The sequence below is a fragment of the Sphingomonas caeni genome, from assembly GCF_026013415.1.
In the GTDB taxonomy this organism is placed as follows: Bacteria; Pseudomonadota; Alphaproteobacteria; order Sphingomonadales; family Sphingomonadaceae; genus Sphingomonas; species Sphingomonas caeni.
On the sequence record NZ_JAPDOK010000004.1, the window covers coordinates 171654 to 197112 of the forward strand.

Genomic DNA, 25459 nt, shown 5'->3' on the forward strand with positions numbered 1-25459 from the left:
GCGTGTCATTGATCGTCAGCATCGGCCCCCTGCGCAAGAGCGATCCGACGCCGCTCTATCTCCAGCTGCAAAAGGGGCTGCGCCGGGCGATCGAGAAGCGCGTCGTCCAGCCCGACGCGGCGATCCCGAACGAGCGCGATCTTGCCGAGCTGTTCGGGATCTCGCGCATCACCGTGCGCAAGGCGGTCGATGCGCTGGTCGAGGAGGGGCTGCTCGCGCGGCGCCAGGGCGCAGGCACCTTCGTCACCGCCCCGCGCGTCGAGAAGCAATTCTCTCGGCTCACCTCCTTCTCCGAGGATATGATCGCGCGCGGCCGGCGGCCGCACAGCGTTTGGGTCAGCCGCAGCAAGGGGCCGGTGACGCCCGAGGAAGCGCTGTCGCTCGGCCTGTCGCCAGGCAGCCAGGTCTATCGCTTCCACCGCATCCGCTATGGCGACGATCTGCCGATGGCGATCGAATATGCGACGATCCCCGGCTATTCGCTTGCGTCCGAGGACGCGGTCGGCGCGTCGCTCTACGAGGCGCTCGCGGCGTCGGGGCATATGCCGGCGCGCGTGCTCCAGCGGCTGCGCGCGGTCAATTTCACCGCCGAGCAGGCGGCGATGCTGGGGGTCGCGCCGGGCGATGCGGGGCTGTTCTTCGAACGCCGCGGCTTCCTCGCCGACGGGCGCGCCGCCGAACATACGCTGAGCTATTATCGCGGCGACGCCTATGAACTCGTCGCCGAACTCGACAGCCGCTGAAGGGGGAAGCCATGACCGACACCGTCAGGCCGAGACTGGTTTCGCTCGACGTGCTGCGCGGGCTCACCGTGGTGGGGATGATCCTCGTCAATTCGATGGCGGGGATGAAATATGGCGCCAAGGCCGAGGTCTTCCCACTGCTGCTCCATGCTCATTGGGAGGGGCTGACGATCGCAGATACCGTCTTTCCCGGCTTCCTGATGATGATGGGGGCCGCGATCCCGCTGGCGATGGCGGGGAGCGGTGCCAAACCCTCGGGCGCGATCCTTGCGCGGACGGGGCGGCTGGTGCTGCTCGGCTTCCTCCTCTCGAACCTCTACTGGTTCGCCGATTTCTCGAACGGCGACTGGCGGCTGTTCGGCGTGCTCCAGCGGATCGGGCTGGTCTATGGCGCCTGCGCCTTGCTGTTCCTGGCCTGCGGCCCGCGCGTCCGTCTCGGCATCATCGCCGCGATCCTGGTCCTTTATTGGCCGCTCAGCCTGCTTCCGGCGCTCGACGGGCTGCCCACCGATATCTGGGCGCGCGGCCATAATTTCGTTGGCTCGGTCGACCGCGTCCTGCTCGGCACGCATCTTTATGTGCAGGGTCCCGATGGCTATGATCCCGAAGGCCTGCTCGGCACGCTCCCCGCGATCGCGCACGGCCTGATCGGGGTGGCGATCGGCGAGGTTCTGCTCAAACGGCCCGCGGGCGCCGCCCGCACCCTCGCGCTGGCCGGGGCCGGGATGCTCGTGCTGGGCATCGCCTGGGGCTTCGTTTTCCCGGTGATCAAGGACATCTGGTCGAGCCCCTTCGTGCTGGTGACCTGCGGGATCACCACGCTCGCGCTCGCCGCCCTCCACGCCTGGCTCGACCGCGATCGGACCCCGGCCGGCGCCACCCGCGCCTTCGTCTTGTTCGGCACCGCTTTCGGCATCAACGCCATCGCCGCCTATGTCCTCCACGAACTCTCCGCCACGATGGTCGGCTGGCAGGCGATGCTTCTCCCCTTCGAGGCGCTGCGCGGATCGCTCGGCGACGGTCTGGCCTCGTTCGCTCCGGTGCTGATCTACATCGCCATCATCTGGGCCTGCATGGACTATCTCCGCCGCCGCAAATGGATCGTTCGGATTTGACCAAATAATACCAATATAATACCTATCTGAATCCTACAGGGAAGGACCATCTAGTTGGTAATGTGGTCGTTGATCGAATGCCTAGCCTGATGTTCGCGGAGGCAGAGGAGGCCGGCGCAGCGGTCGCGCGCTTCCTCGCCGCCAATAGCGCCGCGCTCGAGCGGATCGGCGCGCGGCTGCGCGCGGACCCGCCCGAAGTGGTGGTCACCTGCGCGCGCGGTTCTTCCGATCATGCCGCGACCTATGGCAAATATCTGATCGAGACGCTGACCGGGGTGGTGACGGCGTCGGCGGCGCTGTCGGTATCCTCGCTCTATCAGGCGCGGCCCGCGCACACCGATCCGGGCACCAGCCGCCTGTGCATCGCGATCTCGCAATCGGGCCGCAGCCCCGATTTGCTCGCGGCCGTCGAAGCGCAGCGGGACGCGGGGGCGTTCGTGATCGCGCTGGTCAATGACGAGACTTCGCCGCTCGCGGGGATCGCGGACGAACTGCTCGCGCTCCATGCGGGGCCGGAACGCTCGGTCGCGGCGACCAAATCCTACATCGTCTCGCTCGCGGGGCTCGCCGCGCTGACCGCCGCCTGGGCCGAAGACGCGGCGCTCGCGGCTGCGGTAGCGCAGCTCCCCGATCAGCTACCGCGCGCCTTCGCGCTCGATTGGTCCGCGGCAATCGCGCCGTTGCTCGGCGCCACCAGCCTGTTCGTGATCGGCCGCGGCTATGGCTTCGGCGTCGCGCAGGAGGCCGCGCTCAAGCTCAAGGAGACGTGCGGGCTCCATGCCGAGTGCTTCAGCGCCGCTGAGGTGAAGCACGGGCCGATGGCGATCGTGGGGGAGGGCTTCCCGATCCTCGCTTTCGAGGGCAGCGGCGCCGCGGGCGACGATGTCCGCGAAACCGCGGCGCTGTTCGCGTCGCGCGGCGCGACGGTGATCGACGGCCTGCCCTTCCTGCCGACGCATCCCGCGGTCGAACCGATCCTGATGATCGCGAGCTTCTACCGGATGGCCGAGCGGCTCGCGGTCGCGCGCGGCTTCGATCCCGATGCGCCGCCCTTCCTCGCCAAGGTCACCCGCACCCAATGAGGCTGCGCGTCGCCAATGGGGGCATCGTTGCCGGCCGCGCGGTCCTCCCCGCCGCGACGATCCATGTCGAGGACGGGCGGATCGCCGATATCGCGCCCGATGCCTCGGGCGCCCCGGACATCGATCTCGGCGGCGGCTGGCTGGTCCCGGGCTTCATCGACACCCAGGTCAATGGCGGCGGCGGCGTGTTGTTCAACGATTCCATCACGGTCGAGGCCATCGCCGCGATCGGCGCCGCGCATGCGCGCTTCGGTACCACCGCCTTCCTGCCGACCCTGATCAGCGACTCCCCGGAGCGCATCGCCGCGGCGCTCGACGCCGCCGACGCGGCGATCGCGGCGGGCGTGCCGGGGGTGGTGGGGGTGCATATCGAGGGTCCCTTCATCAACGAAGCCAGGCGCGGCATACACGAGGCCGACCGCATCCGCCCGATCGACGCCGGGTTGGCCGCATTGCTCAGCCGTCCCCGCGCGGGCCGCGTATTGCTGACGGTAGCACCCGAGATCGTTGGCACGGAGGCGATCCGGGCCCTCGCCGGCGCGGGCGTGCTCGTCTCCGCCGGCCACAGCAATGCGACCTATGAAGAGACCAAGGCCGCCATCGCCGCGGGGATGACCGGCTTCACCCATCTCTTCAACGCCATGTCGCCGCTCACGCACCGCGCGCCCGGCATGGTGGGTGCGGCGCTCGATTCGGCCGGCACCTGGTGCGGGCTGATCGTCGACAACGCCCATCTCCACCCGGCCACGGTCCGCATCGCGATCAAGGCCAAGGGGCTCGACCGCATCATGCTGGTGACCGACGCGATGCCGAGCGTGGGGACCGACAGCGACGCGTTCGAGCTGCAGGGCAAGAGGATCGAAGTCCGCGACGGCGTCTGCACCTATGCCGACGGTACGCTCGCCGGATCGGACCTCGATATGGCCACGGCCTTCCGCAACACCGCGGCGATCACCGGCCTGCCGCCCGCCGATATCGTCCGCATGTCGAGCGAGTCCGCCGCGGCGTTTCTGGGGCTTTCGGCGACGCACGGCACGCTGGCGGCGGGGCGGCGCGCCGATTGGGTGGTGCTCGACGCGGGGCTGAAGCCGCGCGAGACGTGGATAGGGGGGAAGCCATGGCCGATCTGATCATCACCGCGCCGGTCAAGGGCTGGGCCGCGCCGCTCAGCGAAGTCCCCGATCCGGTCTTCGCCGATCGCATGATGGGCGACGGGGTCGCGATCCATCCGGCGGGATCGACGGTCGTGGCGCCGTGCGACGGGGTGGTGGCGGCGCTCCACGCCGCGCGGCATGCGGTTACGGTTCGCCACCAAAGCGGCGCCGAAATCCTGATCCATATCGGGCTGGAGACCGTGGCGCTGGGCGGCAAGGGCTTCCGCGCGCTGACGGTGGAAGGCGCTTCGGTATCGCGCGGCGATCCGCTGATCGAATTTGACATGGACGCGGTCGCGCTCGGCGCGGTCAGCCTTGTGACGCCGGTGGTGGTCACCAATGGCGACGCTTTCCTGATCGAGCGCAGGACGGTGGGGCAAAAGGTCGAGACCGGCGACGCGCTGATGGTGTTGAGCCCGATCACGCCCCCGCTCTGGTCCGCCATCGATGGCGACACCTTCACGCGAACCGTCGCCATCCCGCTCGCCCATGGCATCCATGCGCGCCCCGCCGCGCGCATCGGCGCGGCCGCGCGTGCCTTTGATGCGCAGGTCGAGATCGTCAGCGGGGACCGGCGCGTGAACGCGCATCACGCGGTGGCGCTGATGGGGCTGGGGCTTGGCCAGGGCGAACAGGTCGTCATCGAAGCGCGCGGGCGCGAAGCCGAAGCGGCGCTGGCGGCGGTCGGCGATCTGATCGAGGGGATGGAGGAGGCCGTGGCTGCGGCGCCCATGGCCACGCCGCCCGCCGAGATTCCCGAAGGCGCGCTGGCGGGTGTCACCGCCGCGTCGGGCCTCGCCATCGGCAGGGCGGCCTGGCTCGCCGCCGAAGCGATCGAGATCGCGCCGGACGCGGCCGATGCCGCTGCCGAAAGCGCGGCGCTCGACGCTGCACTGGAGCGCGTGCGCAACCGCATCGCCACAGCCGCCGATGGAGATAGCGAGGCCCAGTGCCATATCCTCGACGCCCATCTCGCCTTTTTGGGCGATGCCGACCTCCTCGCCGCCGCCCGCACGCGGATCGCCGCGGGCCGCAGCGCCGGGCAGGGCTGGCGCGAGGCGATCGCCGCGCAGACCGCGCAGCTCCGCGCGTCGGGCAATCCCCGTTTCGCCGAACGCGCCGCCGATCTCGAAGACCTCGACCATCAGGTCCAGCTCGCCCTGCTCGGCCGCGCGCCCGAGGCGCGGCGCTTCGCGCCCGGTACGATCCTGCTCGCGAACGACCTGCTCCCCTCGCAGCTGATCGCGCTCGATGCCAATGTGACGGGGATTGTGCTCGCCGCGGGCGGTCCGACCTCGCACGCCGCCATCCTCGCCGCCGCGCGCGGGCTGCCGATGCTTGTCGCGACCGGCGCCGCGCTGGCGGCGATCGAGGCGGGCACCCCGCTGGTGCTCGACGCCGATGCCGGCTTGCTCCACGTCGCGCCTTCCGCCGAGGCGGTCGACGCCCAGCGCGAACGCTTCGTCCAGCGCGAGTCCGTCCGGGCCGCCGCGCTCGCCGCCGCGCACGATCCCTGCTGCGCCGCCGACGGCACGCGGATCGAACTCTTCGCCAATCTCGGCTCGGTCGACGATGCTATCCTCGCCGCCGAGCAGGGAGCCGAAGGCTCGGGCCTGGTCCGCACCGAATTCCTGTTCATGGATCGCGCCGCCGCGCCCGGCGAGGACGAGCAATGCGCAACCTATCAGGCGATCGCGGACGCCATGACCGGCCGACCGGTCATCATCCGGCTGCTCGATATCGGCGGCGACAAGCCCGCGCCCTGGCTGCCGATGGCGGTGGAGAGGAACCCGATGCTGGGCGTGCGCGGCGTGCGCGTCAGCCTCGCGCATCCCGAATTGCTCGACGTCCAGCTCCGCGCGATCCTGCGCGTGAAGGGCGATTGCCGGATCATGGCGCCGATGATCAGCGGCCTCGACGAGCTTCGCGCCGTCCGCGCCGCACTGGCCCGCGCCGCTGCCGAGCTCGGCCTTCCCGCCGCCCCGCTCGGCGTGATGATCGAGACCCCGGCCGCCGCGACGATCGCCGATCTGATCGCTGCCGAAGCCGATTTCCTCTCGATCGGCACCAACGATCTCACCCAATACACGCTGGCGATGGACCGCGAGAATGGCGCGGTCGCCGCGGGCGTCGATGCGCTGCATCCCGCCGTCCTCCGCCTGATCGCGATGAGCTGCGTGGGCGGCGCCGGGCACAGGCGTCCGGTCGGCGTGTGCGGGGGGCTGGCCTCCGACCGATTGGGTATCCCGCTGCTGCTCGGGCTCGGCGTCACCGAACTGTCGGTCGCGCCGGGCTTCGTCCCCGAGGCCAAGGCGCTGGTCCGCCGGCTCGATCTCGCCACGTGCCGCACGCTCGCCGATCGGGCGCTCGCGCTCGGTTCCGCCGCCGAAATCCGCGCGCTCGTCCGCGCCACGCTCGAGGAGCTCAACTGATGCGCAAGGCCATCGAAACGCTTCAGCCCCTCGGCCGCGCGCTGATGCTGCCGATCGCGGTGCTGCCCGTCGCGGCGTTGCTGCTGCGGCTCGGCCAGCCCGATCTGCTCGACATCGCATTCGTGAGCGCCGCGGGCGATGCGATCTTCAACCATCTGGGGCTGCTGTTCGCGGTGGGCGTGGCGACGGGCTTTGCACGCGACGGCAATGGCGCCGCGGCGCTTGCCGGGGTGGTCTGCTTCCTCGTGACGGGGCAGGGGCTCAAGCTCTTCATCGCGGTGCCGCCCGAGGCGATCCAGGCCTTTACCGGCGACGCGGTCAAACTGGCCACCAACGCCTTCAAGGATGGCGCGGTGGCCAAGCTCGAAGTGCCGATCGGCATCCTTTCCGGCCTGATCGGCGGCAATTTCTACAATCGTTTCTCGGGGATCAAGCTGCCAGAATATCTGGCCTTTTTCGGCGGGCGGCGCTTCGTGCCGATCGCCGCGGGCGTCGCCGGGCTCGTGCTCGCCGGGCTGATCGGCCTGGGCTATGAACAGATCACCACCGGCATGGACACCGCCAGCCGCGCGGTCGTGGGCGCGGGCGGGGTCGGGCTGTTCGCGTTCGGCGTGATCAACCGGCTGCTGATCGTCACCGGGCTGCATCACATCATCAACAATATCGCCTGGTTCGTGGTCGGCGATTTCCAGGGCACCACTGGCGACCTACGCCGCTTCTTCGCGGGCGATCCGAGCGCGGGGGCGTTCATGTCGGGCTTCTTCCCGGTGATGATGTTCGGCCTGCCCGCCGCCTGCCTCGCCATGTACCACGAGGCGCGGCCCGAGCGGCGCAAGGCGGTCGCGGGCATGTTCTTCAGCCTCGCGCTCACCAGCTTCCTGACCGGCGTGACCGAGCCGATCGAGTTCACCTTCATGTTCCTGGCGCCCCTGCTCTATCTGATCCATGCGGTGCTGACCGGCATCGCGATGGCGCTGATGGACGCGCTCAACGTGAAGCTGGGCTTCGGCTTTTCCGCCGGACTGTTCGACTATGTGCTGAACTTCGGCAAGGCGACCAACCCCTGGCTGCTGCTGCCGGTCGGCGGGGTCTATGCGCTGCTCTATTATGGCTTGTTCCGGGTGGTGATCCGCAAGTTCGATCTGAAGACCCCGGGGCGCGAGGCCGACGAAGCCCCGGCGCCCGCGCCGGCGGTCGCCGCCCTTCCGCGCGGCTCGGCCTTCGTCGCGGCGTTCGGCGGCGCGGCCAATCTGGAGAGCGTCGATGCCTGCACCACCCGGCTTCGACTGATCGTCAGGGATCAGGCCGCGATCGACGAGGCGGCGCTCAAGGCGCTCGGCTCGCGCGGGATCGTCAAGCCATCGGCCAAGGCGGTGCAGGTGGTGCTCGGGCCCATCGCCGATGCCGTGGCGATGGAGATGCGCGATGCGATGGGGGCGGCGGGGGCGGGCACGCCTGCGACCACCACCACCGCGCGCGCCGATCTGTCTCCCGCGCTGGTGACGGCGCTCGGCGGCGCCGATAATATTCGCGACGCCACCCGCCTTCATGGCCGCCTGCGAATCCAGCTGATCGACGCCGCGCGCAGCAATCTCGAGGCAGCGTCGGCCGGCTTCCGCGGCGCCGTCGCGCTGCCGGGCAATGTCGTTCACCTGCTCGAGGGACCGGCCTAGCGAGCCCGCGCCAGCATCACGCGCGAGAGGATAGCGGGCGCGAACAGGCTTGGCGGCGGATCGATCATATTGGCGACGCGGATGAACGCCCGCGACACCACCGGGTCCCTGGCCGCGGCGCGATGGACCCGGCCGATATAGCGGTTGATCACCCGCGCCGGGAGCGAGGCCCTTGTGGTCACATCGGGATGGCGAAGATCGTTGCCGGCGGAGACGGCCCAGGCGCGATCGATGATGGCGTCGGCCTTGGCGAAGAAGGCGGGGGCGAGCGACGGTTCGCGTGCGCGCAACAGCCGGTCGAGGATTTCGGATTGCTCGGCCGCGACCGTCATGCCCTGGCCATAGACCGGGTTGAAGCTGCAGATCGCGTCGGCAAAGGGAAGATAGCCTGACGGAAAGCGCATCCCGGCGAAGCGCCGGCGGCGGCTGGCCGGATAGTTGAAGCTCGCAAAGTCGCTGAGCGGTTCGCCGCGGGCCATCACCTCGGCGATGTCCTGCGTCGGCAAGGACCGGGCGAAGGCCAGATAGCCGGCCTCGTCGGCGGGCGGATGATCGCCGAAATAGCCGCCGATCGTCACCATCCAGCCGTCCTCGCCATGCGCGACGATCACCCCGGTCCGCCAATTGGGCGGTCCGCCGGGGATGATCACGGCGATGCGGCCGCCGAGATCCCCCTCACGCCGGCGATAGACGCGGCGGGTATAGCCAAGGCCGATCTCGATCGCCTCTTCCGGCGCCGCGTCGAAACCCCATTTCCGGAGCACGAGCGCGACCGGCGCGCCGCGGCCGCGCGCGTCGACCACGAGGTCGGCCGCGATATGCTCCGCCGCGCCGCCAGCGGTTCGGACCACCGCGCCCGTGACCCGCGCGTTCTCCGGATCATAGACCACATCGTCGATGGCGAGTCCGTCGCGCACGAAGACATTGGGCCGTTCGAGCAAGTGCCGGCGAAGCCGGTATTCGAGCAGCGGACGCGGCACCGCGACAGCGGTAAGGCCCGTTTCGACGGGACGCAGCACCACGCCATAGCCCAGATAGCCCACCTTCTGGCCGACATCGCCGTCGGCGCCGCCATGCGCGATGAGGTCGGCGGTGAAGCCCGGAAACCAGGTCTCCATGATCGCCAGGCCTCGGGCAAGGAGACCATGGGCGTGACGGCCTTGCGGAACGCCCTTGCGGGACTCGGGACCGTTGGGGAGTGCATCGCGCTCGACAAGGGTCACCGCCTTGAAATGCCCCGACAGCGCGCGCGCGGCGAGCAGGCCGCCGACCCCGGCGCCAAGGACGAGCGCATGTTCGCGGCGGGCGCTCATCGCGGTATCGCCGAGGCGGATAGCGCCGGGGTCAAGGCGGGCGCGCCGTTGCGGGGCACGCTCCATCTTCCATAGGCGATGGCGCGCAGAACATATTCCGCCGGGCCCATGGCAAAGCCGCGCAGCCATAGCCGGCAGAAAATGGCGGTCACGATCCAGATCGCCGCCGCGATCCCCATCAACTCGGCGAAGCTGAAGGCGCCGACATAGCCAAGGCCGTAAAACAGCGATGATGTCAGGATCGATTGCAGCGAATAGGTGGTGAGCGCCATCCGGCCGAGCGCGCGGACCGTGGCCGCGCGTCCGAACCAACCCGACCGGAACGCCGCGACCAGCGCGCCGACATGGCCGAGCGTGACGAGGATCCGCCCGAGATTGTAACTGCCGCCGCTGAAGACCGCGACCGATACGGCGGATGCGCTGACATCGACGTCGAATCCGGTCCGCGCGGTGAGCACGAGCGCCACGATGCGGATCGCCAGGCCGCCGCCATAGCCGATCAGCATCAGCCAGACATAGGTCGCGCGCGACGCCGCGCCGGTGAGGATGCCGAGCCGGAACAGCGCCATGCCCAACAGCATCGTGCCGATGCCCTCGAGCAGCAGGATCCAGCCGAGTGCGGAAATATTATACTGGGTCCAGAAACCGGCGCTCCATTGGAACAGCGAGCTCAGATGGGTGCGCTCGGCCTTTGCGGATGCGATGCTGGCCGGCGACGGATGGTTGGCCTCGCGTGCGGTTTCATAGGCCTGGATCGCCTTTTTTTGCTCGGGCGTAAGCGGCTTGTTGGCGGCTGCCGCGGCGGCGGCGGGCACGCTCGCCTGCAACAGTTCCGCCCGCGATTTGCTGTACATCGCATAGTTTGCGGACAGAACCGTGAGCATCAGCGTGCCGGCAATGATCAGGGTGCGCGGTCTCGCCGTCCGGAAGGCGAGCAGGAAGAGGCCGCAGATGCCATAGGACCAGAGGATCTCGCCGGGCCACAGGAACACCGCCCATTGCACCAGGCCCAGGAACATCAGCGCGAGGCATCGCCGCGCCCAGACGTCGAAGGGTGCGGCCTGGGGATTCTCGCCCTCGGCGCTCCGCAGCATCAGCAGCATGCCCGCGCCGAACAGCAGCTCGAACAGCCCGCGCATCGTCCCTTCGAAGAACAGGTCCTGGATGCCCCAGCTGATCCAGTTGAGGTCCCAGCGCGCCGGCAGATCCGGGGCCGGCCGCTCGGTGAGCCGGCCCATATAGGGAATATTCATGAGCAGGATGCCGCAGATCGCGACGCCGCGCAGGAAATCGAGTGTCTCGATCCGACGCTCCGGCTGCACCGGCGCCGGCTGATTCAATACGGACATTGAGGCCCCTTGTCTGACTGTCCTGCGGCTACGCCGGATGCGCCGCGATTGGATGCACGGCGCCGCGCGGGGCACGGGGCGCGTCACCCGATTTTTGGCGGTCCTGCATCCGAACCGCGGGCGCCCGCGGTAACCGGGGCCGAGTGAACATTCCGCGGCTGGCCCGGCATCCCCCGCCGCGCCGCACGCGGCCACTCATGTCCACACGCAGGAGTCCATCATGAAGAAGCTTCTCACCACCGCCATCGCGGCGGGGCTCGCCTCGCTCTCGATCGCTTCGGTCGCGGTCGCGCAAGGCGGTCCGGTCATGGTCGGCGGCGCGCCGATGTATGCCAACAAGAACATCATCCAGAACGCCGTCAATTCGAAGGATCACACCACGCTCGTCGCCGCGGTCAAGGCCGCCGGGCTGGTCGACACGCTTTCGGGCCCCGGGCCCTTCACCGTGTTCGCGCCGGTCAACGCGGCGTTCGCCAAGCTGCCCGCGGGCACCGTTCCTTCGCTGCTCAAGCCCGAGAACAAAGGAACGCTCACCAAGGTGCTCACCTACCATGTCGTGGCGGGCCGCTGGTCGGCGATGCAGCTGCGCCAGAAGATCCAGGCCGGCGGCGGCACCGCGATGCTCAAGACGGTCGAGGGCGGCACGCTCCGCGTCCGCGCGATGGGCCGCCGGCTCCAGCTGATCGACGCCAAGGGCGGCATGTCGATGATCACGATCGCCGACGTCAACCAGAGCAACGGCGTCATCCACGTCGTCGACACCGTCCTGATGCCGTAACCGGCACCGGACCAGGCAACCGCACGGGGAGCAGGGGCATGATCAGGTTGAAGCGCGCTGCGGGCATCGCCCGGCCGGCCCCGATCCACCCGCTCCTCGTGCGGATTGCCCATTGGATCAACGCCATCGCGATGGTCGTGATGGTGATGAGCGGCTGGGCGATCCACAATGCCCATCCGATCGCGCCCTTCCTGTTTCCCGAAAGCGTGACGCTGGGCGGCGGGCTGATCGGGGCGCTGCAATGGCATTTCGCCGCGATGTGGGTGCTCGGCATCAACGGGCTGATCTATCTCGTCTATGGCTTCGCCTCGGGCCGGTTCGCGCGCAAGCTCAGGCCGATCAGCCTCCGCTCGGCGTTCGACGACACGCTCGCCGCGCTGCGCGGGCGGCTCGGGCATGAGGATCTGTCGCGGTACAATGGCGTGCAGCGGCTGCTCTATGCCGGCGTGATCGCGCTCGGCGTGCTCGTCGTGGCGAGCGGGATGGCGATCTGGAAGCCGGTGCAGTTCCCGCTGCTGCGCATCCTGTTCGGCGATTTCGACAATGCCCGCATCGTCCATTTCACGGCGATGACGGGCATCTTCCTGTTCACCCTCATCCATGTTGCGATGGCGCTGCTGGTCCCGAAGAGCCTGCGCGCGATGATCCGAGGATATTGAGCGATGCGCGAGAAGGACACGGGCTATATCCTGCGCGACGCGGCGGGCCGGCTGGACCTGCCGACGCGGCGCGCCTTTCTGCGCAGCGCCGCGGGGCTCGGCACGCTCTCGATGCTGTCCGGATGCGACGTGATCGACGGCTTCAGCGCCGAGCGGGTGCTGGGCGGCATGTCGGACTTCAACGATCGCGTGCAGGCCTGGCTGTTCAATCCGAGACAGCTCGCGCCCGAATATCCGGCCAGCGCGATCACCCGGCCCTTCCCGTTCAACTCCTTCTACACCCCCAATTCACCCGATCTCGCGCCGGTGATCGATCCCGTCGGCTTCGTCCTGAACGTGACCGGCAAGGCCGAGCGCAAGGCGGACTGGACCCTGCCCCAGCTCTACGCACTCCCGCGCTTCACCCAGATCACGCGGCACATCTGCATCGAGGGCTGGAGCGCGATCGGGAAATGGACCGGCGTCCGCTTCTCCGATTTCCTCGCGCGGATCGGCGCGGACACGCGCGCGAAATACGTCACCTTCCGCTGCGACGACAATTACGTCACCTCGATCGACATGCCGACCGCGCTGCATCCGCAGACCCAGCTCTGCTTCTGGTTCGACGACCAGATATTGCCGCGCGCCTATGGCTTCCCGATGAAGCTGCGGATCCCCACCAAGCTCGGTTTCAAGAACCCCAAGCATATCGGGGAGATCGAGATCGGCGACGACTATACCGGCGGCTATTGGGAAACCTACGGCTATAACTGGTTCAGCGGGCTTTAGGACACGCCGTCAGGCGCGGGCTTTCTCGCCGTCCGCGTCGCGATTGACGTCGCGCCAGAACAGCATCGCCAGCACGCGGCGGCTGCGCCCGGCATCGAAGCCGACCGCGACATCGACGGTCGCCGGATTGGCATAGGTGCCGAAGATCATGTCCCACACCGGCAGGTCGCCGAAGTTGCGCGAATGGACCCCGCGTTCGTGATGCAGGCAATGCGCCTCGGGACGCTGGACGAACCAGCCGACCCAGCGCGGCGTGCGCAGGTTCCAATGCTGGAACAGCGCGATGACGAAGCCAGCAAGGCCCGCAATCGCCGCCGCGGCGGGCGATCCGCCGAGCAGCCAGGCGGCGAGCGTCGTCATCCCGGCCTGCACCGCGACGTCGAACGGGTGGAACATCATCGCCGAGGCGATATCGACGCGCTGCACCGAATGATGAAGCTGGTGCCCCATCCGCCAGAGCAGGTCGAAGCGGTGCTGGATGCGGTGCGTCCAATAGGTGAGGAAGGTCGTCAGCAGCAGGACCGGCGCCGCGCCCCATAGCCCCATCCAGGCCAGGTCGAGCGGACTTGCCTGCGGCAGCAGCGGGAGGAGGAGCGGGGGCACTGCGGCGTTGACCGCGAGCGAGACGATCAGCGCGGCGATGCCCAGTACGCGCCAAAGGCGGATGCGCGGGAAATACTGCGTATCGCGGGCGGCAGGCTCGATCAGCATGAACAGCAGGAAAAGCAGGGGCAGCGACAGCCCCACGATCATATCCAACGGCATGGAACCCTCCTCTTCGCGGAGAATACGGCGGAGGCGCGCCGTTCGGATGCTGCGCCCGCCCGCATCCGAAAGGAAGGGTTCACTGGTATCGGCGGCATGTGCTTTCCCGCTCCTTCGCGCTTGCTCGCATTCGTGCTCGCAGCCCTGCTGGCACCCTGCGCGGCGCACGCGCAAGCCGGACCGGCTCCCTATCCGCTGTCAGCCTATGCGAGGCCGGCCGGGCTGGTGGCGCTGCCCGATGGACGCCGGATCGAATTGCGCTGCGAAGGCAGCGGTGGGCCGACGGTGGTGCTTTCAGCCGGCCTCGGTTTCTGGTCGCTGCATTGGCGCCATGTCCAGCCGCTGGTCGCGCGCCGGGTCCGCGTGTGCGCGGCCGACCGCGCCGGGTTCGGGCACAGCGACCCGCCCGCCGCGGCGCAGGCTCTGTTCGAGACCGCCGGGGACCTCCACGCGGCGTTGCACGCGGCCGGGATACCGGGCCCCTATGTGCTGGTCGGGCATTCGGTGGGCGGGATCGAGATGCGCATGTTCGCCGCGCGCTGGCCGGACGAGGTCGCGGCGATGGTGCTGGTCGATACCAGCATCGAGCGCCAGGAGGCCGCCATGGCCGAAGTCGCCCCCGGAATCGCGGCCGAGGATGCGGCGTGGGAAAAGACGCTCCGGGCCTGCGAGGCCGCCGCCCGCGCCGGTCCGATCGTGCCGGGTTCGCCCCTGGCGGACGATTGCATGCTGCCGCTTCCGGAGGGCGCGCCCGCCGAGTTGAGCGCGATCTGGCCCAGGCTCACGACGGGTCCGATGCTGTTCGCGAGCGAGCTCAGGATTCTCGCGGGGATGGAGCAGGCGGGGCCGTTCGATACCGCGCGCCTCGACCTTGGCGACAAGCCGCTGATCGTGCTGAGCGCCGGGATCGATCCGCCGGTATCGCCCGGTCTCAAGGCCGAGTCCGATGCATTCTCGCTGGTGTGGCGCCGGCGGCACCAGCAACTCGCGCTTATGTCCCGGCGCGGGGTCGAGCGGCTCGTGCCCGGGAGCGACCATCGCAGTTTCCTGACCGAGCCCGGTGCGGTCGTCGCGGCGGTCGACGAGGTTCTCGCGATGCTTCGCCGCCGATAGCCGGCCCGGCTGCATCCGAACGGCGGCGCCTCCCGGTAAGCGGTCCATGCCGTTTTGGAGATCGCCGTGCAGTTCGACCTTGTGACCGACTGGACCTTCGACCAGCCGATCGAGCGCGTGTGGAAGCTGTTGCACGACCCGCGGGGCTGGCCGCGCTGGTGGCCCGCGGTGCTGCGCGTCGAGCAGGTCGAGCATGGCGACGAGACCGGGGTGGGCGCGGTCAACCATTTCGAGTGGCAGACGGCGTTGCCCTATCGGCTGGCGTTCGAGATGCGGGTGACCCGTCTCGAGCCGATGGCGCTGATCGAGGGCCGGGCGGTCGGCGACCTTGACGGCCGCGGTCTCTGGACGCTTCGCGAGGCGGCGGACGCGACCCATGTGCGCTACCAATGGACGGTCGGCCTGCGGAAGCGCTGGATGCGGTGGCTGGTGCCGCTGCTCGCCCCGGTCTTCATCTGGAACCATAACCGCGTCATGGAGCAGGGGCGCCGGGGCCTCGAACGCGCGCTCGCCGAGGCATGAGGACCAGCCTGCCGCGCCGGCTGCTGCTGGTGACCCTGCTCAGTGTCGTCGCGGTTGCCGCGCTGCTGGTCACGTGGAACCCGCTCGCTGCCTTCAACCTAATCGCGCCCAAGGATGCGGGCTCGCGCATCGCGGCGTCCGGCATCGCCTATGGGTCCGAGAGCCGGCAGCGGCTGGATGTGTACCGGCCCGCGGGAGCCGCGCAGGGGCTGCCGACGATCGTCTTCTTCTATGGCGGCGCGTGGAGCAGCGGGTCGCGCGGCGACTATGAATTTGCCGCGCGGGCGCTCGCCGCGCGGGGCTTCGTCGTCATCGTGCCGGACTATCGGCTGGTGCCCGAAATCGTCTTCCCGGATTTCCTGCGCGATTGCGCCGCGGCGGTGCGCTGGGCGCGCGGCCACGCGCGCGAGTTTGGCGGGGACGGCGAGCGCCTCTTCCTCATCGGCCATTCGGCGGGAGCCTATAATGCGATGATGCTCGCGCTCGACGGCCGCTGGCTCGGCAGCGAGCGCGGCGCGATCCGCGGCGTGGTGGGGATCGCGGGTCCCTATGACTTCGTGCCGTTCGACGACCAGGCGGCGATTGCCGCGTTCGGCGGCTGGCCCGACGCCGCGGACACGCAGCCGGTCAATCATGTCGGTCCGGCTCCGCCGATCCTGTTGCTGCACGGTACCGCGGACGACCGGGTCCGGCCGCGAAACAGCGAGGCGCTCTATGCGAGGCTCAAAGCGGCCGGCGATCCCGTCGAGCTCAAGACCTATCCGGGTGTCAGCCATGCCGACATCATGCTCGCCCTCTCCCGCCCGCTGCGCGAACGCGCGCCGACGCTCGACGATATCGGCCGATTCGTGGCGCGGCGGGCGATGCAGCAACACGGAGGGATAAGATGACGGCCATACGCTTCCTCGTCATCGGCGCGCTGTTGCTGTCCGCGACCGCTTCGGCGACCCTGGCGGGACCCGCCCAGGACCGGCAGGTGGGCAATATCCTCTATGCGATCCCGCCCGGATGGGTCGGGGTCGGCAACCCCCAGATCGTCGCGCTCGCACCCGAGGCGCAGGCGCGGCAGGCGCAGGTCTCGACCTATATGGCGCTCATCAACGCGACCGACATCGAACGCGACGCCAAGCTGATGCGCCAGCCCTTCAAGGCGTTCTGCGCGTCGGTCGGCTATGCGCTGGCGGTGGCCGATCTGGGCGCCGATGCGCTGGCGTCCGAGCCGAGGATCCTTTCGGACCCGGACCGGCGGATCGAAGCCTGTGTGATCGATGCGCGCGCGGGTCGCGCGGGAAACATGCTGCTGAGCCGCTACGTGCCGGTCCGCGTGAGCGGGCGCGTCGCGATCGCGTTGCTCAAGGTTGCCGGGAGCGATCGCGATTTCGGCCCGGCGGCGGGGGATTTCGACAAGCTGCTCGAATCGATGACGTTCGCGAATCTGGGGCACCGGCTCGCGCGCCCGGCGCGGCCGCTGCCGGCGAGCTTCACCGCCTACGCCCCGGCACCGAAACCCGCGCCCCCACCTCGCGCCGGCGGCAGGCGCTGTACGACGCGCCAGCAATGCACGTTCAATATGTGGGGAGGCAGCTCATTCCCGTCCTATAGCTGCCTGCCTGTGCCGCGCTGCTGACACAGCGCGCGCCTCAACGAACACCGGATCAGCCAGGAGCAACGCACATGTATCGAGGCACGATCGCTGCGGCACTGATGGCGGCGCTGGCAGGATGCGCCATGCCGGCTGCGACCGGACGCGACATCTACGCGCGCATCGAGGCGCGGCTCACCGCCGATCCGGCGCTGGCGGCCAGCGTCGGCAAGCCCGCGGCGCAGATGTCCGACGTCGATTGGATGGTCGGGCGCTGGGAGGTCAGTTCGGCGCGGGAAGAGACCGAAAAGCCGGAGGACAAGGGCATCAGCGAGGTCACCCGCTTGTTCGGCGGCGTCTGGCTGGAAATACGCGACACCTATCCCGGCAACAGCGTCCAGGACGTGAGCTATCTGGGCTTCAACCCCGCGACACGCCAATGGACGAGCCTCGGGCTGGACAGCTACGGCAATGCGAACATCATCTCCGCCGCGACGGGCTGGAATGAAGGGCGCCTCGTCTTCGAAGGCGATTTCGTCGTCATCGGGATGAAGACCCGGTTGCGCCAGATCATGACGCGCCGTGGCCCGGACGCCTATAGCGTCGAAAACTTCGAATGGGTGGCAGGCAAATGGCGGCTGCTCGACCATTATAATTATCGGCGGCTCTAGCATCTGAACTGCCCACCCCGGCCGTATTGCTCGTGACAGACAGGAGCATGCGATCATGGAAGGCTATTTCCTGGGTGCCGATGGAGGCACCGTCTACAATGTGCTCGGTGAAAAGGTCCGCGTGCTGGCGCCGACCGAGGCGACGTGCGGCGTGTTCGAGATGTTCGAGGTGACGGCCCACAGGGGCGAGGGCCCGCCCCCGCATCGGCACGACTGGTCGGAGACGATGACGATCCTCGACGGCGAGATCGAGGTGTCGATCGGCGCGGAGAAGCGGATCGTGCGCGCCGGCGATTTCGTCGCGCTGCCTGCGGGAACGGCGCACGCCTATACCGTCGTTTCGGAATGTGCCCGCTACATCGCGGTCTCGGCCGGTCCCGGCTCGGGGAATTTCTTCCGCGACATCGACGCGACGATCACCGGGCCGCTGGAGTCGCTGGAGCCGGTGGTCGCGATCGCCGCGGCGCATGAGGTCGCCCTCGCCTGATGCGGGCGATGCCGGGCGGCCAAGGACCCCCTCTCTCACGGCCGCCCGGCTATTTCTTTAGTGGAACTGGATGAAGAGCAGGCAGCCCTCGACGGTGCGCATCGCGGGGTGATGCGTACCGACCGGCAGGAAGAGATGATCGCCGGTTCCGAGCGTTCGTCCGCCGACGATCAGGTCGCCCGCGATGACGACGATATGCTCGTCGCGGTCCTGCTCATGCGCGGCATCGCGCGCACCGGGGACGCAGCGGAGCAGCACCGCGGCGGGCCATAGCCGCTTGGCCTCGATGCCCGGGGCGTGATCGAACCATTTGCCGTCGGCAGCCGCCTCGATCCGCTTCCCCGCCAGCTCGCAATCTTCGAGGTCGATCGCGGCGTCGATGCTGTCCCAGAGGCCGGGATCCTCCGCCGAGGGCCCGGAAAGGCCGAGCGCGCCGAATTGCGCCTCGAGCACAGCGATCGCCGAATCGAGGTCACGGTCATAGAGCCGCGCGCGGATGATGCTCGCGCGTTCGGCCGGCGACAGCGCGCCGAAAACGAAATCCCGGGCTCTCGGATCTGCATTCATGGGGGATATTACTCGGGCGCGCGGGTTTTCGGATGCAAAGCGGCTGCGCGCGCTACGCGAGGCACTGGATCAGCAGCAGGCATCCCCCGCGCGTGAAGGCATTGCCGTGCGGATTGCCCTTGGGCGAGCAATGATAATCGCCCGCGCGGAAGGTGCGCCCGCCGACCACGAAATCGCCCGAGACGACGATGATATGCTCGTCCTCGTCATGATCGTGCGCGGGCAGCACCGCGCCGGGCTGGCAGCGCAGCATCACCGTCCTGGGCGTCCACATCCGCCGCGCCTCGATGCCGGGCAACCAGGGCAGCCAGATGCCCTCGTCGATGCCCTGCGCGGTCTTGCCCGCAAGCTCGCGGTCATGCTCGTCGATCGCGTCGATGATGCGGTCGAACAAGGCCGGCGGCGGAGGAATGTCCCCGGCAGCGCCGGTCAAGGGCGCCAGCTGCGCCTCGAACTCGCGGATCTCGGCGTCGAGTTCGGCATTGCTCAGCCGCGCGCGCGCAACTTCCCCGCGCTCGCCGGGCGAGAGATTGCCGAACACGAAATCGCGGGCCAGATCCTTCGTCAAAACGTCATGCACTCCTTCAGTGATTCGGTACCACGCCGTACCCAGCTTTTCACCGTCCCAAGCGGAACGGAGAGATGTTCGGCCAGTTCCGAGTGACTCATGCCATAGGTGTACATGGTCACGATCGCGCGTGCCTGGTCCGACGGCAGGCGCTTGAGGCACTGGCCCAGCCGCGCGTCGGGCGGCTCGACTGCCGGCGTGGCCAGCTCGATCGTATCGGCCGCGTCGAGCTCCTCCTGCGGCCGCCGCACCTGCGCCATGTCGAGCGCGGCATTGCGGGCGATCACCCCCATCCAGGCAAGCGGCGCGCCGCGCGCGGGATCGTATCGCGCGGCATTGCGCCAGATGCGCAGGAACGCCTCCTGCGTTGCGTCCTCGGCCGTTTGCCGGTCGCGCAGAATCTTGAGGGTGATCGCCAGCAGCCGCCCGCCCGCCAGGTCGTAGACCCGGCGGAAGGCGCGCTTGTCGCCATTCGCGACTTCGCGCAGCAGCGCTTCGAGACTCTCGGAATCCCGGGACATCAGGGGCGGTCTAGCCAATTCCGCTACGGAATGCGACATAATGGGCGGCCCAAGCCAATCCGTAAAACCTGAATCAACATGGCATCCCTCTACGCGACCAGCTGGCGATACAGCTTGCGCGAGACTACCGGCGCGGGCCGCCGAACGGATGCACCCGACAACAAAAAAATTTTGGCGCGCGGCCGGCGCGGGTCAGTGGCCGATCGCTCCCTCGGGCCAACGCCCCGAAAGAAAGGCGCGTGCGGCAGGGAAGAACGCATCGGGCTGCTCGATATGCGGCATATGGCCGGCATGGGGGATGAGCAGCAGCCTGGCGTTCGGGAACGCATCGCTCCAGGCCTGGGGCGAGCCGACCGCGATCTGGCTGTCGGCGCCTTCGACCACGAGCACGGGCACGCGAAGACCGCGCACCAGCGGCCTGAAATCCCAGTCGCCGAGCGAGCCGATGGTGGCGGCATAGACGGTTCCGCTATTCCTGAGCGCGGCCGGCGGCGCATCGCAATTCTCGCCCTTCATCAGCGCCAGCTTGCCGGGGTCGGCGAAATAGGGGCCGTAGCCGAGCCGATCGAGTTCCCTGCACGTGGCGACGGGATCCGCCGCGTCGGGCATGGCGCGATCGAGCGCCTCCATCCGGGACAGTTCGGCGGCGGGGGTCAGCGCTCGCTCGCGCAATGCCCGATCGGCCGCGAACGGGGTCTTGGCGGGCGGCATCGGGCTCAGCAGCAGCAGGCGATCGACATGGTCCGGATATTTCGCGGCGTAGAGCGCCGCCAGTCCGGTGCCCCAGGAATAGCCGATCAGCGTCATTTTCCCGATCCCGAAATGCTGTCTGAGCGCCTCGAGATCGCGGACATGATCCTCCGCCGTCAGGCGTGCGGGATCGGTAACGATGTCCGAACGGCCGCCGCCGCGCTGGTCATAGAGCAGCACCGTGCGCCCCTCGCCGAGGCCGGCGAGATCGGGCCAGCCATTGCCCATGTGCAGCCCCGGCCCGCCATGCAGGAAGACCGCGCTCGGCGTGCCCGGGCCGACGATCCGGTAATGGAGCCGCACGCCATCCGCGCCCCGGGCATAGCCATCGCGGACTGGCGGCTGAGCGAAAGCCGGACTCGCGGCGAGCACGAGGATCAGGCCCGCGATGGCAAAGGCGAGGCTGCGCGCGTCGAACCAGCTCATCGTCATTCTTGCTCCGTCGATCGGGCCGGGTGGCGGCGATTGACGGGAACTACTGGGGCCGGGCGGCGGATGGATGCGGGAACGGAGTCACGGTCATGGCAGCCCACCGAACCCGGCAACGAAATCCGCCACGTCCGCCACGCCTTCGCCAGCCCGGATGTTGGTGAAGACGAACGGCCGCTCGCCGCGCATCTTGCGCGCGTCGCGGTCCATCACCTCCAGGCTCGCGCCGACATGGGGCGCGAGATCGATCTTGTTGATGATGAGCAGGTCCGAACGCGTGATGCCGGGGCCGCCCTTGCGCGGGATTTTGTCGCCCGCCGAAACGTCGATCACGTAGAGGGTGATGTCGGCGAGTTCGGGGCTGAAGGTCGCCGCAAGGTTGTCGCCCCCCGATTCGATCAGGATCATGTCGAGCGCGGGGAAGCGGTCGCGCATCTGGGCGACCGCGGCGAGATTGATCGAGGCGTCCTCGCGGATCGCGGTGTGCGGGCAGCCGCCGGTTTCGACGCCCATGATCCGCTCGATCGGAAGCGCGCCCGATCGCTCGAGAAATTCGGCGTCCTCGCGCGTGTAGATATCGTTGGTGATCGCCGCGATCGACCAGCGATCGCGCATCGCCTTGCACAGGGCGTCCATCAGCGCGGTCTTGCCGGATCCGACCGGACCGCCGATGCCCACGCGCAGGGGGCCGTTACGCTGCGAATTCATGATCGAAAGAGCCTCACATGCTGGGTTTCATGGCGCATCGCCGCGATCTCGGCGCGGAAGGCGCAGCCGCCGATATCGTCGAGATCGGCCGTTTCCGCCTCGCGCGCGACGTCGAGGATGGCCGGCATCAGGGTTGCCTGGGCGCGCTGGCCGTCGGTCTGGCCGAGCGGAACGAGCCTAACCCCCGCCGAGACCAGGTTGGCAGCGAACGCCCAGAGATACGCCTGGAGCGTTTCGTCGAGGGGAATCGCATGCGCCCGCGCCGCGACGCCGACCGCCACGGGATAGGGCAGCGGGGCGGCGTCGATCGGCTCCGCCGGCCAGACTGCCGAGGTCACCAGCTGGAACGCCGCGCCCTGCGCCTCGGTTTCGAGCAGGCGTTCGCGCGCCGGTTGCAATGCGAGCGCCAGCTCGGCGAGCTCGGCGCGTGCCCCCGCATCCTCGGCGCGCCAGGCATGGGCAACGATGATCGCGTCGCTGCGCCCCGCGCCGTGGCGCAGGCAATCCTCGATCCAGTCCGACAGGCTCGCACAATCCGCCGCCAGGCCGGCCTCGACGGCATATTCCAGCCCATGCGAATAGCTGAACGCGCCGACCGGATAGGCCGGCGAAAGCCAGGTCATCAGCCGATAGCGGGCCTCAGTCATGATGGTGATGGCCGTGACCATGATGGTGGTCGTGGTCGTGATGATCGTGCCCGTGGGTCCGGCCATGGCCATAGGCGCCGCCCTCGGGATTGAACGGCCGATCGACGAAACGGACCGTGGCGCCGAGCTGCTCGAGCATCGCGGCGATGACATGGTCGTGGCGGAGATAGAGCGTTTCCCCGGCGATCTCGGTGGGGAGATGCCGGTTGCCGACATGCCAGGCGAGCCGCACCAGCCGCGCGGGATCGGCGGCGGAGACTTCCATCAGCGCCTCCGGCTTCGCGACGACGCGGATATGCTGCCCGTCCTCGGTGACCAGCCGGTCGCCATCGGCGAGCGCCACGGTCTCGGGCAGATCGAGCAGCAGCTCGGCCCCGTTCTCGGTGGTCAGCATCATCCGGCGCCGGTGCCGTCCATCGAAATCGAGCAGCACGCTGTCGTCTGCCATGGCCGCGTGATCATGCGGCAGGATGTGGGTCGCGCGCATCAGAACAGGAAGTATCGCTGTGCCATCGGCAGCACCGTGGCGGGTTCGCAGGTCAGGAGCTCGCCGTCCGCGCGTACCTCATAGGTTTCGGGATCGACCTCCATGTGCGGGGTCGCATCGTTGAGCACCATCGACGCCTTGGAGATCCCGCCGCGCGTGTTGCGCACCGCCAGAAGCGATTTGGACAGGCCGAGCCGCGCGGCGATCCCGCCGTCCAGCGCCGCCTGCGAGACGAAGGTCGCGCCGGTCGCGGCCAGCGCACCGCCATAGGCGCCGAACATCGGGCGGTAATGGACCGGCTGCGGGGTCGGGATCGAGGCGTTGGGATCGCCCATCGCCGCCGCCGCGATCGTTCCGCCGATCAGGATCATCGCCGGCTTCACGCCGAAAAAGGCGAAGTCCCACAGCACGAGATCGGCGCGCTTGCCGACCGCGACCGATCCGACCTCATGCGCGATGCCCTGCGCGATCGCCGGGTTGATCGTGTATTTGGCGATGTAGCGCCGCACGCGCAGATTGTCGTTGCCGCCGCTTTCCCCGGGCAGGCTTCCGCGCTGGCGCTTCATCTTGTCGGCGGTCTGCCAGGTGCGGATCAGCACCTCGCCCACCCGGCCCATCGCCTGGCTGTCCGAGGCGATGATGCTGAACGCGCCGAGATCGTGGAGGATGTCCTCCGCCGCGATCGTCTCCTTGCGGATCCGGCTCTCCGCGAACGCCACGTCCTCGGGGATGTTGGGATCGAGATGGTGGCACACCATCAGCATGTCGAGATGCTCCTCGACGGTGTTGACGGTGTAGGGCCGCGTCGGATTGGTCGAGCCCGGCAGGACATTGGGCAGGCCGCAGACCTTGATGATGTCGGGCGCATGCCCGCCGCCCGCGCCCTCGGTATGGAAGGCGTGGATCGTGCGGCCCTTGAACGCGGCGATCGTATCCTCGACGAACCCGCTTTCGTTGAGCGTGTCGGTATGGATCATCACCTGCACGTCATGGTCGTCGGCGACCGAGAGGCAGCAATCGATCGTCGCGGGCGTGGTGCCCCAATCCTCGTGGAGCTTGAGCGCGCAGGCGCCCGCCCGGATCTGCTCGACCAGCGCGGCGGGCGTGGCCGCATTGCCCTTGCCGGTGAGGCCGATGTTCACGGGCAAGCCGTCGGCGGCCTGGAGCATCCGCGCGAGATGCCAGGGGCCGGGCGTACAGGTGGTGGCGTTGGTACCCGTCGCGGGTCCCGTGCCGCCGCCGATCATCGTGGTGACGCCGCTCATCAGCGCGTCTTCGGCCTGTTGCGGGCAGATGAAGTGGATGTGCGAGTCGATCCCGCCCGCGGTGACGATCTTGCCTTCGCCGGCGATGATCTCGGTGCCGGGGCCGATGACGATCGTCACCCCGGGCTGGGTATCGGGATTGCCCGCCTTGCCGATCGCGGCGATGCGCCCGTCCTTCAGCCCGATATCGGCCTTCCAGATGCCCGCCGCATCCATGATCAGCGCGTTGGTGATCACCGTGTCGACAGCGCCCTCGGCGCGCGTCGCCTGCGATTGGCCCATGCCGTCGCGGATCACCTTGCCGCCGCCGAACACCACCTCCTCGCCATAGACGGTCAGGTCGCGTTCGACTTCGACGATCAGCTCGGTATCGGCCAGCCGCACCTTGTCGCCCGTGGTGGGGCCGTAGAGATCGGCGTAGAGGCTGCGCGGGATCGCGATGCTCATGCGTCGAGGTCCCCCATCACCTTGGCCGTGAAGCCCACCGCCCGCCGCGCGCCGACATAGGCGATCAGGTGAACCTCGCGGCTCTGCCCGGGCTCGAAGCGCACCGCGGTTCCAGCCGGGATATCGAGCCTGCGCCCGCGCGCCGCATCGCGGTCGAAATCGAGCGCGGCGTTGGTCTCGGCGAAATGATAGTGGCTGCCGACCTGCACCGGCCGGTCGCCGCGATTGGCGACCGTCAGCGTCACCGCTTCGCGTCCTTCGTTGAGGACGATGTCGCCCGGAAGCGTGAAGACCTCGCCCGGGATCATGCGAAAGCCAGCGCAAGGCCGCCCGCGACCGTTGCGGCGCCCGCCAGCCTGCCGGGGACCTGGCCGAGGATGCGATAAAAACTGATGCCCGCCGCATGCAGCCCGGCACTGGCGAGCAGGAAGCCCGCGGCAAAGGCGGCGATCGATTGCGACCCCGCCTCGAACGCATGCGCCTGACCGTGCGCCAAGCCGAACAGCGCGACCAAGGCGATCCCGGGCACCACCGCCACCGGCACCGCCGCCGCGACGAGCAGGCCAAGCACCAGCATCGAGGCAAGGATCATCGGCTCGACGAGCGGCAGCGCCACGCCGAAGCGCGCGCCGGCAAACCCAAGCGCCGCCGCGCCCACGAACATCGCCGGCCACGCCCAGACCGCCCGTCCGCCTTTCAGCGCCGCGAACAGCCCGACCGCGATCATCGCCAGCATGTGATCCGCGCCGGTGAAGGGGTGGGCGAAGCCCCCGGCAAGGCCGCCGCCGTGTCCGTCATGCGCCAGCGCGGGGCTGGCGGCGATCAGCAGGACGGCGGCGGCGGTCATTCTGGCTAGGCGCATAC

Annotated in this window: 28 protein-coding genes; 15 read left to right on the forward strand and 13 right to left on the reverse strand. The window is 68.8% G+C overall.

The window, feature by feature from the left end; translation table 11 throughout:
* Window positions 1-2 precede the first annotated feature (2 nt).
* From OF829_RS12340 to nagE, 6 genes are all read left to right on the forward strand, one after another.
* Complete coding sequence (locus tag OF829_RS12340; RefSeq protein WP_264940363.1) at window positions 3-743, forward strand: GntR family transcriptional regulator; 741 nt, start codon at window positions 3-5, stop codon at window positions 741-743.
* An 11-nt stretch (window positions 744-754) separates the two neighbouring features.
* Window positions 755-1858 carry an acyltransferase family protein gene (locus tag OF829_RS12345; protein ID WP_264940364.1) on the forward strand — a complete coding sequence of 368 codons (1104 nt, stop codon included), beginning with the start codon at window positions 755-757 and terminating at the stop codon, window positions 1856-1858.
* Window positions 1859-1947: 89 nt separating this feature from the next.
* The gene (locus OF829_RS12350; RefSeq protein ID WP_264940365.1) at window positions 1948-2940 is read left to right on the forward strand and encodes an SIS domain-containing protein; all 993 of its coding nucleotides are present in this window, start codon (window positions 1948-1950) and stop codon (window positions 2938-2940) included.
* Window positions 2937-4070, forward strand: coding sequence for an N-acetylglucosamine-6-phosphate deacetylase (nagA, locus tag OF829_RS12355; protein WP_264940366.1), 1134 nt, complete (start codon window positions 2937-2939; stop codon window positions 4068-4070). The genes OF829_RS12350 and nagA overlap by 4 nt, the downstream gene beginning before the upstream one ends.
* Window positions 4058-6526 carry a phosphoenolpyruvate--protein phosphotransferase gene (gene ptsP / locus OF829_RS12360; RefSeq protein WP_264940368.1) on the forward strand — a complete coding sequence of 823 codons (2469 nt, stop codon included), beginning with the start codon at window positions 4058-4060 and terminating at the stop codon, window positions 6524-6526. The genes nagA and ptsP overlap by 13 nt, the downstream gene beginning before the upstream one ends.
* Window positions 6526-8199: an N-acetylglucosamine-specific PTS transporter subunit IIBC gene (gene nagE, locus OF829_RS12365; protein ID WP_264940369.1), complete on the forward strand. Its 1674-nt coding sequence runs from the start codon at window positions 6526-6528 to the stop codon at window positions 8197-8199. The genes ptsP and nagE overlap by 1 nt, the downstream gene beginning before the upstream one ends.
* Here nagE and OF829_RS12370 read toward each other — a convergent pair.
* Together OF829_RS12370 and OF829_RS12375 are read right to left on the reverse strand one after the other, a co-directional pair.
* Entirely contained in the window at window positions 8196-9512 is a 1317-nt protein-coding gene (locus OF829_RS12370; protein WP_264940370.1) for an FAD-dependent oxidoreductase, read from the reverse strand. The two genes, nagE and OF829_RS12370, sit on opposite strands and share 4 nt — an antisense overlap.
* Window positions 9509-10861: a DUF418 domain-containing protein gene (locus OF829_RS12375; protein WP_264940371.1), complete on the reverse strand. Its 1353-nt coding sequence runs from the start codon at window positions 10859-10861 to the stop codon at window positions 9509-9511. The genes OF829_RS12370 and OF829_RS12375 overlap by 4 nt, the downstream gene beginning before the upstream one ends.
* Before the next feature lie 220 nt (window positions 10862-11081).
* On the opposite strand from OF829_RS12375, the gene OF829_RS12380 reads away from it, so the two are divergent.
* From OF829_RS12380 to OF829_RS12390, 3 genes are read left to right on the forward strand one after another with little or no spacing between them, the layout of a single operon-like run.
* Complete coding sequence (locus tag OF829_RS12380) at window positions 11082-11639, forward strand: fasciclin domain-containing protein (protein WP_264940372.1); 558 nt, start codon at window positions 11082-11084, stop codon at window positions 11637-11639.
* 38 nt (window positions 11640-11677) lie between these two features.
* Window positions 11678-12298, forward strand: coding sequence for a cytochrome b/b6 domain-containing protein (locus tag OF829_RS12385; protein ID WP_264940373.1), 621 nt, complete (start codon window positions 11678-11680; stop codon window positions 12296-12298).
* Between the two features lie 3 nt (window positions 12299-12301).
* A complete protein-coding gene (locus OF829_RS12390) occupies window positions 12302-13066 on the forward strand; it encodes a molybdopterin-dependent oxidoreductase (RefSeq protein ID WP_264940374.1) in 765 nt (254 codons plus the stop codon).
* Between the two features lie 9 nt (window positions 13067-13075).
* On the opposite strand, the gene OF829_RS12395 is transcribed toward OF829_RS12390, so the two are convergent.
* Window positions 13076-13831 carry a sterol desaturase family protein gene (locus OF829_RS12395; RefSeq protein WP_264940375.1) on the reverse strand — a complete coding sequence of 252 codons (756 nt, stop codon included), beginning with the start codon at window positions 13829-13831 and terminating at the stop codon, window positions 13076-13078.
* A 132-nt stretch (window positions 13832-13963) separates the two neighbouring features.
* Between OF829_RS12395 and OF829_RS12400 the strand changes: the two genes are divergently transcribed.
* The 6 genes from OF829_RS12400 (at window position 13964) to OF829_RS12425 (ending at window position 18206) form a co-directional block, all read left to right on the forward strand.
* Window positions 13964-14944: an alpha/beta fold hydrolase gene (locus tag OF829_RS12400; RefSeq protein WP_264940376.1), complete on the forward strand. Its 981-nt coding sequence runs from the start codon at window positions 13964-13966 to the stop codon at window positions 14942-14944.
* A 66-nt stretch (window positions 14945-15010) separates the two neighbouring features.
* Window positions 15011-15466: an SRPBCC family protein gene (locus OF829_RS12405; protein ID WP_264940377.1), complete on the forward strand. Its 456-nt coding sequence runs from the start codon at window positions 15011-15013 to the stop codon at window positions 15464-15466.
* On the forward strand, window positions 15463-16356 hold the full coding sequence (locus OF829_RS12410; RefSeq protein ID WP_264940378.1) for an alpha/beta hydrolase: 894 nt from the start codon (window positions 15463-15465) through the stop codon (window positions 16354-16356). Before OF829_RS12405 ends, OF829_RS12410 begins: the two co-directional genes overlap by 4 nt.
* A complete protein-coding gene (locus OF829_RS12415) occupies window positions 16353-17093 on the forward strand; it encodes a hypothetical protein (protein WP_264940379.1) in 741 nt (246 codons plus the stop codon). The genes OF829_RS12410 and OF829_RS12415 overlap by 4 nt, the downstream gene beginning before the upstream one ends.
* 47 nt (window positions 17094-17140) lie before the next feature.
* Window positions 17141-17719 (forward strand): DUF1579 family protein, encoded by a 579-nt coding sequence (locus OF829_RS12420; protein WP_264940380.1) that lies wholly within the window; start codon window positions 17141-17143, stop codon window positions 17717-17719.
* 55 nt (window positions 17720-17774) lie between these two features.
* A complete protein-coding gene (locus OF829_RS12425; RefSeq protein WP_264940381.1) occupies window positions 17775-18206 on the forward strand; it encodes a cupin domain-containing protein in 432 nt (143 codons plus the stop codon).
* Window positions 18207-18263: 57 nt separating this feature from the next.
* On the opposite strand, the gene OF829_RS12430 is transcribed toward OF829_RS12425, so the two are convergent.
* The 10 genes from OF829_RS12430 to OF829_RS12475 all read right to left on the reverse strand — a co-directional run bounded on the left by OF829_RS12430 (window position 18264) and on the right by OF829_RS12475 (window position 25457).
* Complete coding sequence (locus tag OF829_RS12430) at window positions 18264-18773, reverse strand: cupin domain-containing protein (RefSeq protein ID WP_264940382.1); 510 nt, start codon at window positions 18771-18773, stop codon at window positions 18264-18266.
* 52 nt (window positions 18774-18825) lie between these two features.
* Window positions 18826-19341 (reverse strand): cupin domain-containing protein, encoded by a 516-nt coding sequence (locus tag OF829_RS12435; protein ID WP_264940383.1) that lies wholly within the window; start codon window positions 19339-19341, stop codon window positions 18826-18828.
* Complete coding sequence (locus OF829_RS12440; RefSeq protein WP_264940384.1) at window positions 19338-19862, reverse strand: sigma-70 family RNA polymerase sigma factor; 525 nt, start codon at window positions 19860-19862, stop codon at window positions 19338-19340. Before OF829_RS12440 ends, OF829_RS12435 begins: the two co-directional genes overlap by 4 nt.
* A 192-nt stretch (window positions 19863-20054) precedes the next feature.
* Window positions 20055-21044 (reverse strand): alpha/beta fold hydrolase, encoded by a 990-nt coding sequence (locus OF829_RS12445; RefSeq protein ID WP_264940385.1) that lies wholly within the window; start codon window positions 21042-21044, stop codon window positions 20055-20057.
* Between the two features lie 87 nt (window positions 21045-21131).
* A complete protein-coding gene (ureG, locus tag OF829_RS12450; protein WP_264940386.1) occupies window positions 21132-21749 on the reverse strand; it encodes an urease accessory protein UreG in 618 nt (205 codons plus the stop codon).
* On the reverse strand, window positions 21746-22462 hold the full coding sequence (locus OF829_RS12455) for an urease accessory protein UreF (RefSeq protein ID WP_264940387.1): 717 nt from the start codon (window positions 22460-22462) through the stop codon (window positions 21746-21748). Before OF829_RS12455 ends, ureG begins: the two co-directional genes overlap by 4 nt.
* On the reverse strand, window positions 22389-22883 hold the full coding sequence (gene ureE, locus OF829_RS12460) for an urease accessory protein UreE (protein ID WP_264940388.1): 495 nt from the start codon (window positions 22881-22883) through the stop codon (window positions 22389-22391). The genes OF829_RS12455 and ureE overlap by 74 nt, the downstream gene beginning before the upstream one ends.
* On the reverse strand, window positions 22883-24595 hold the full coding sequence (gene ureC, locus OF829_RS12465; protein ID WP_264940389.1) for an urease subunit alpha: 1713 nt from the start codon (window positions 24593-24595) through the stop codon (window positions 22883-22885). Before ureC ends, ureE begins: the two co-directional genes overlap by 1 nt.
* On the reverse strand, window positions 24592-24903 hold the full coding sequence (locus OF829_RS12470; protein WP_264940390.1) for an urease subunit beta: 312 nt from the start codon (window positions 24901-24903) through the stop codon (window positions 24592-24594). Before OF829_RS12470 ends, ureC begins: the two co-directional genes overlap by 4 nt.
* Window positions 24900-25457, reverse strand: coding sequence for a HupE/UreJ family protein (locus OF829_RS12475; protein WP_264940391.1), 558 nt, complete (start codon window positions 25455-25457; stop codon window positions 24900-24902). The genes OF829_RS12470 and OF829_RS12475 overlap by 4 nt, the downstream gene beginning before the upstream one ends.
* Window positions 25458-25459 lie beyond the last annotated feature (2 nt).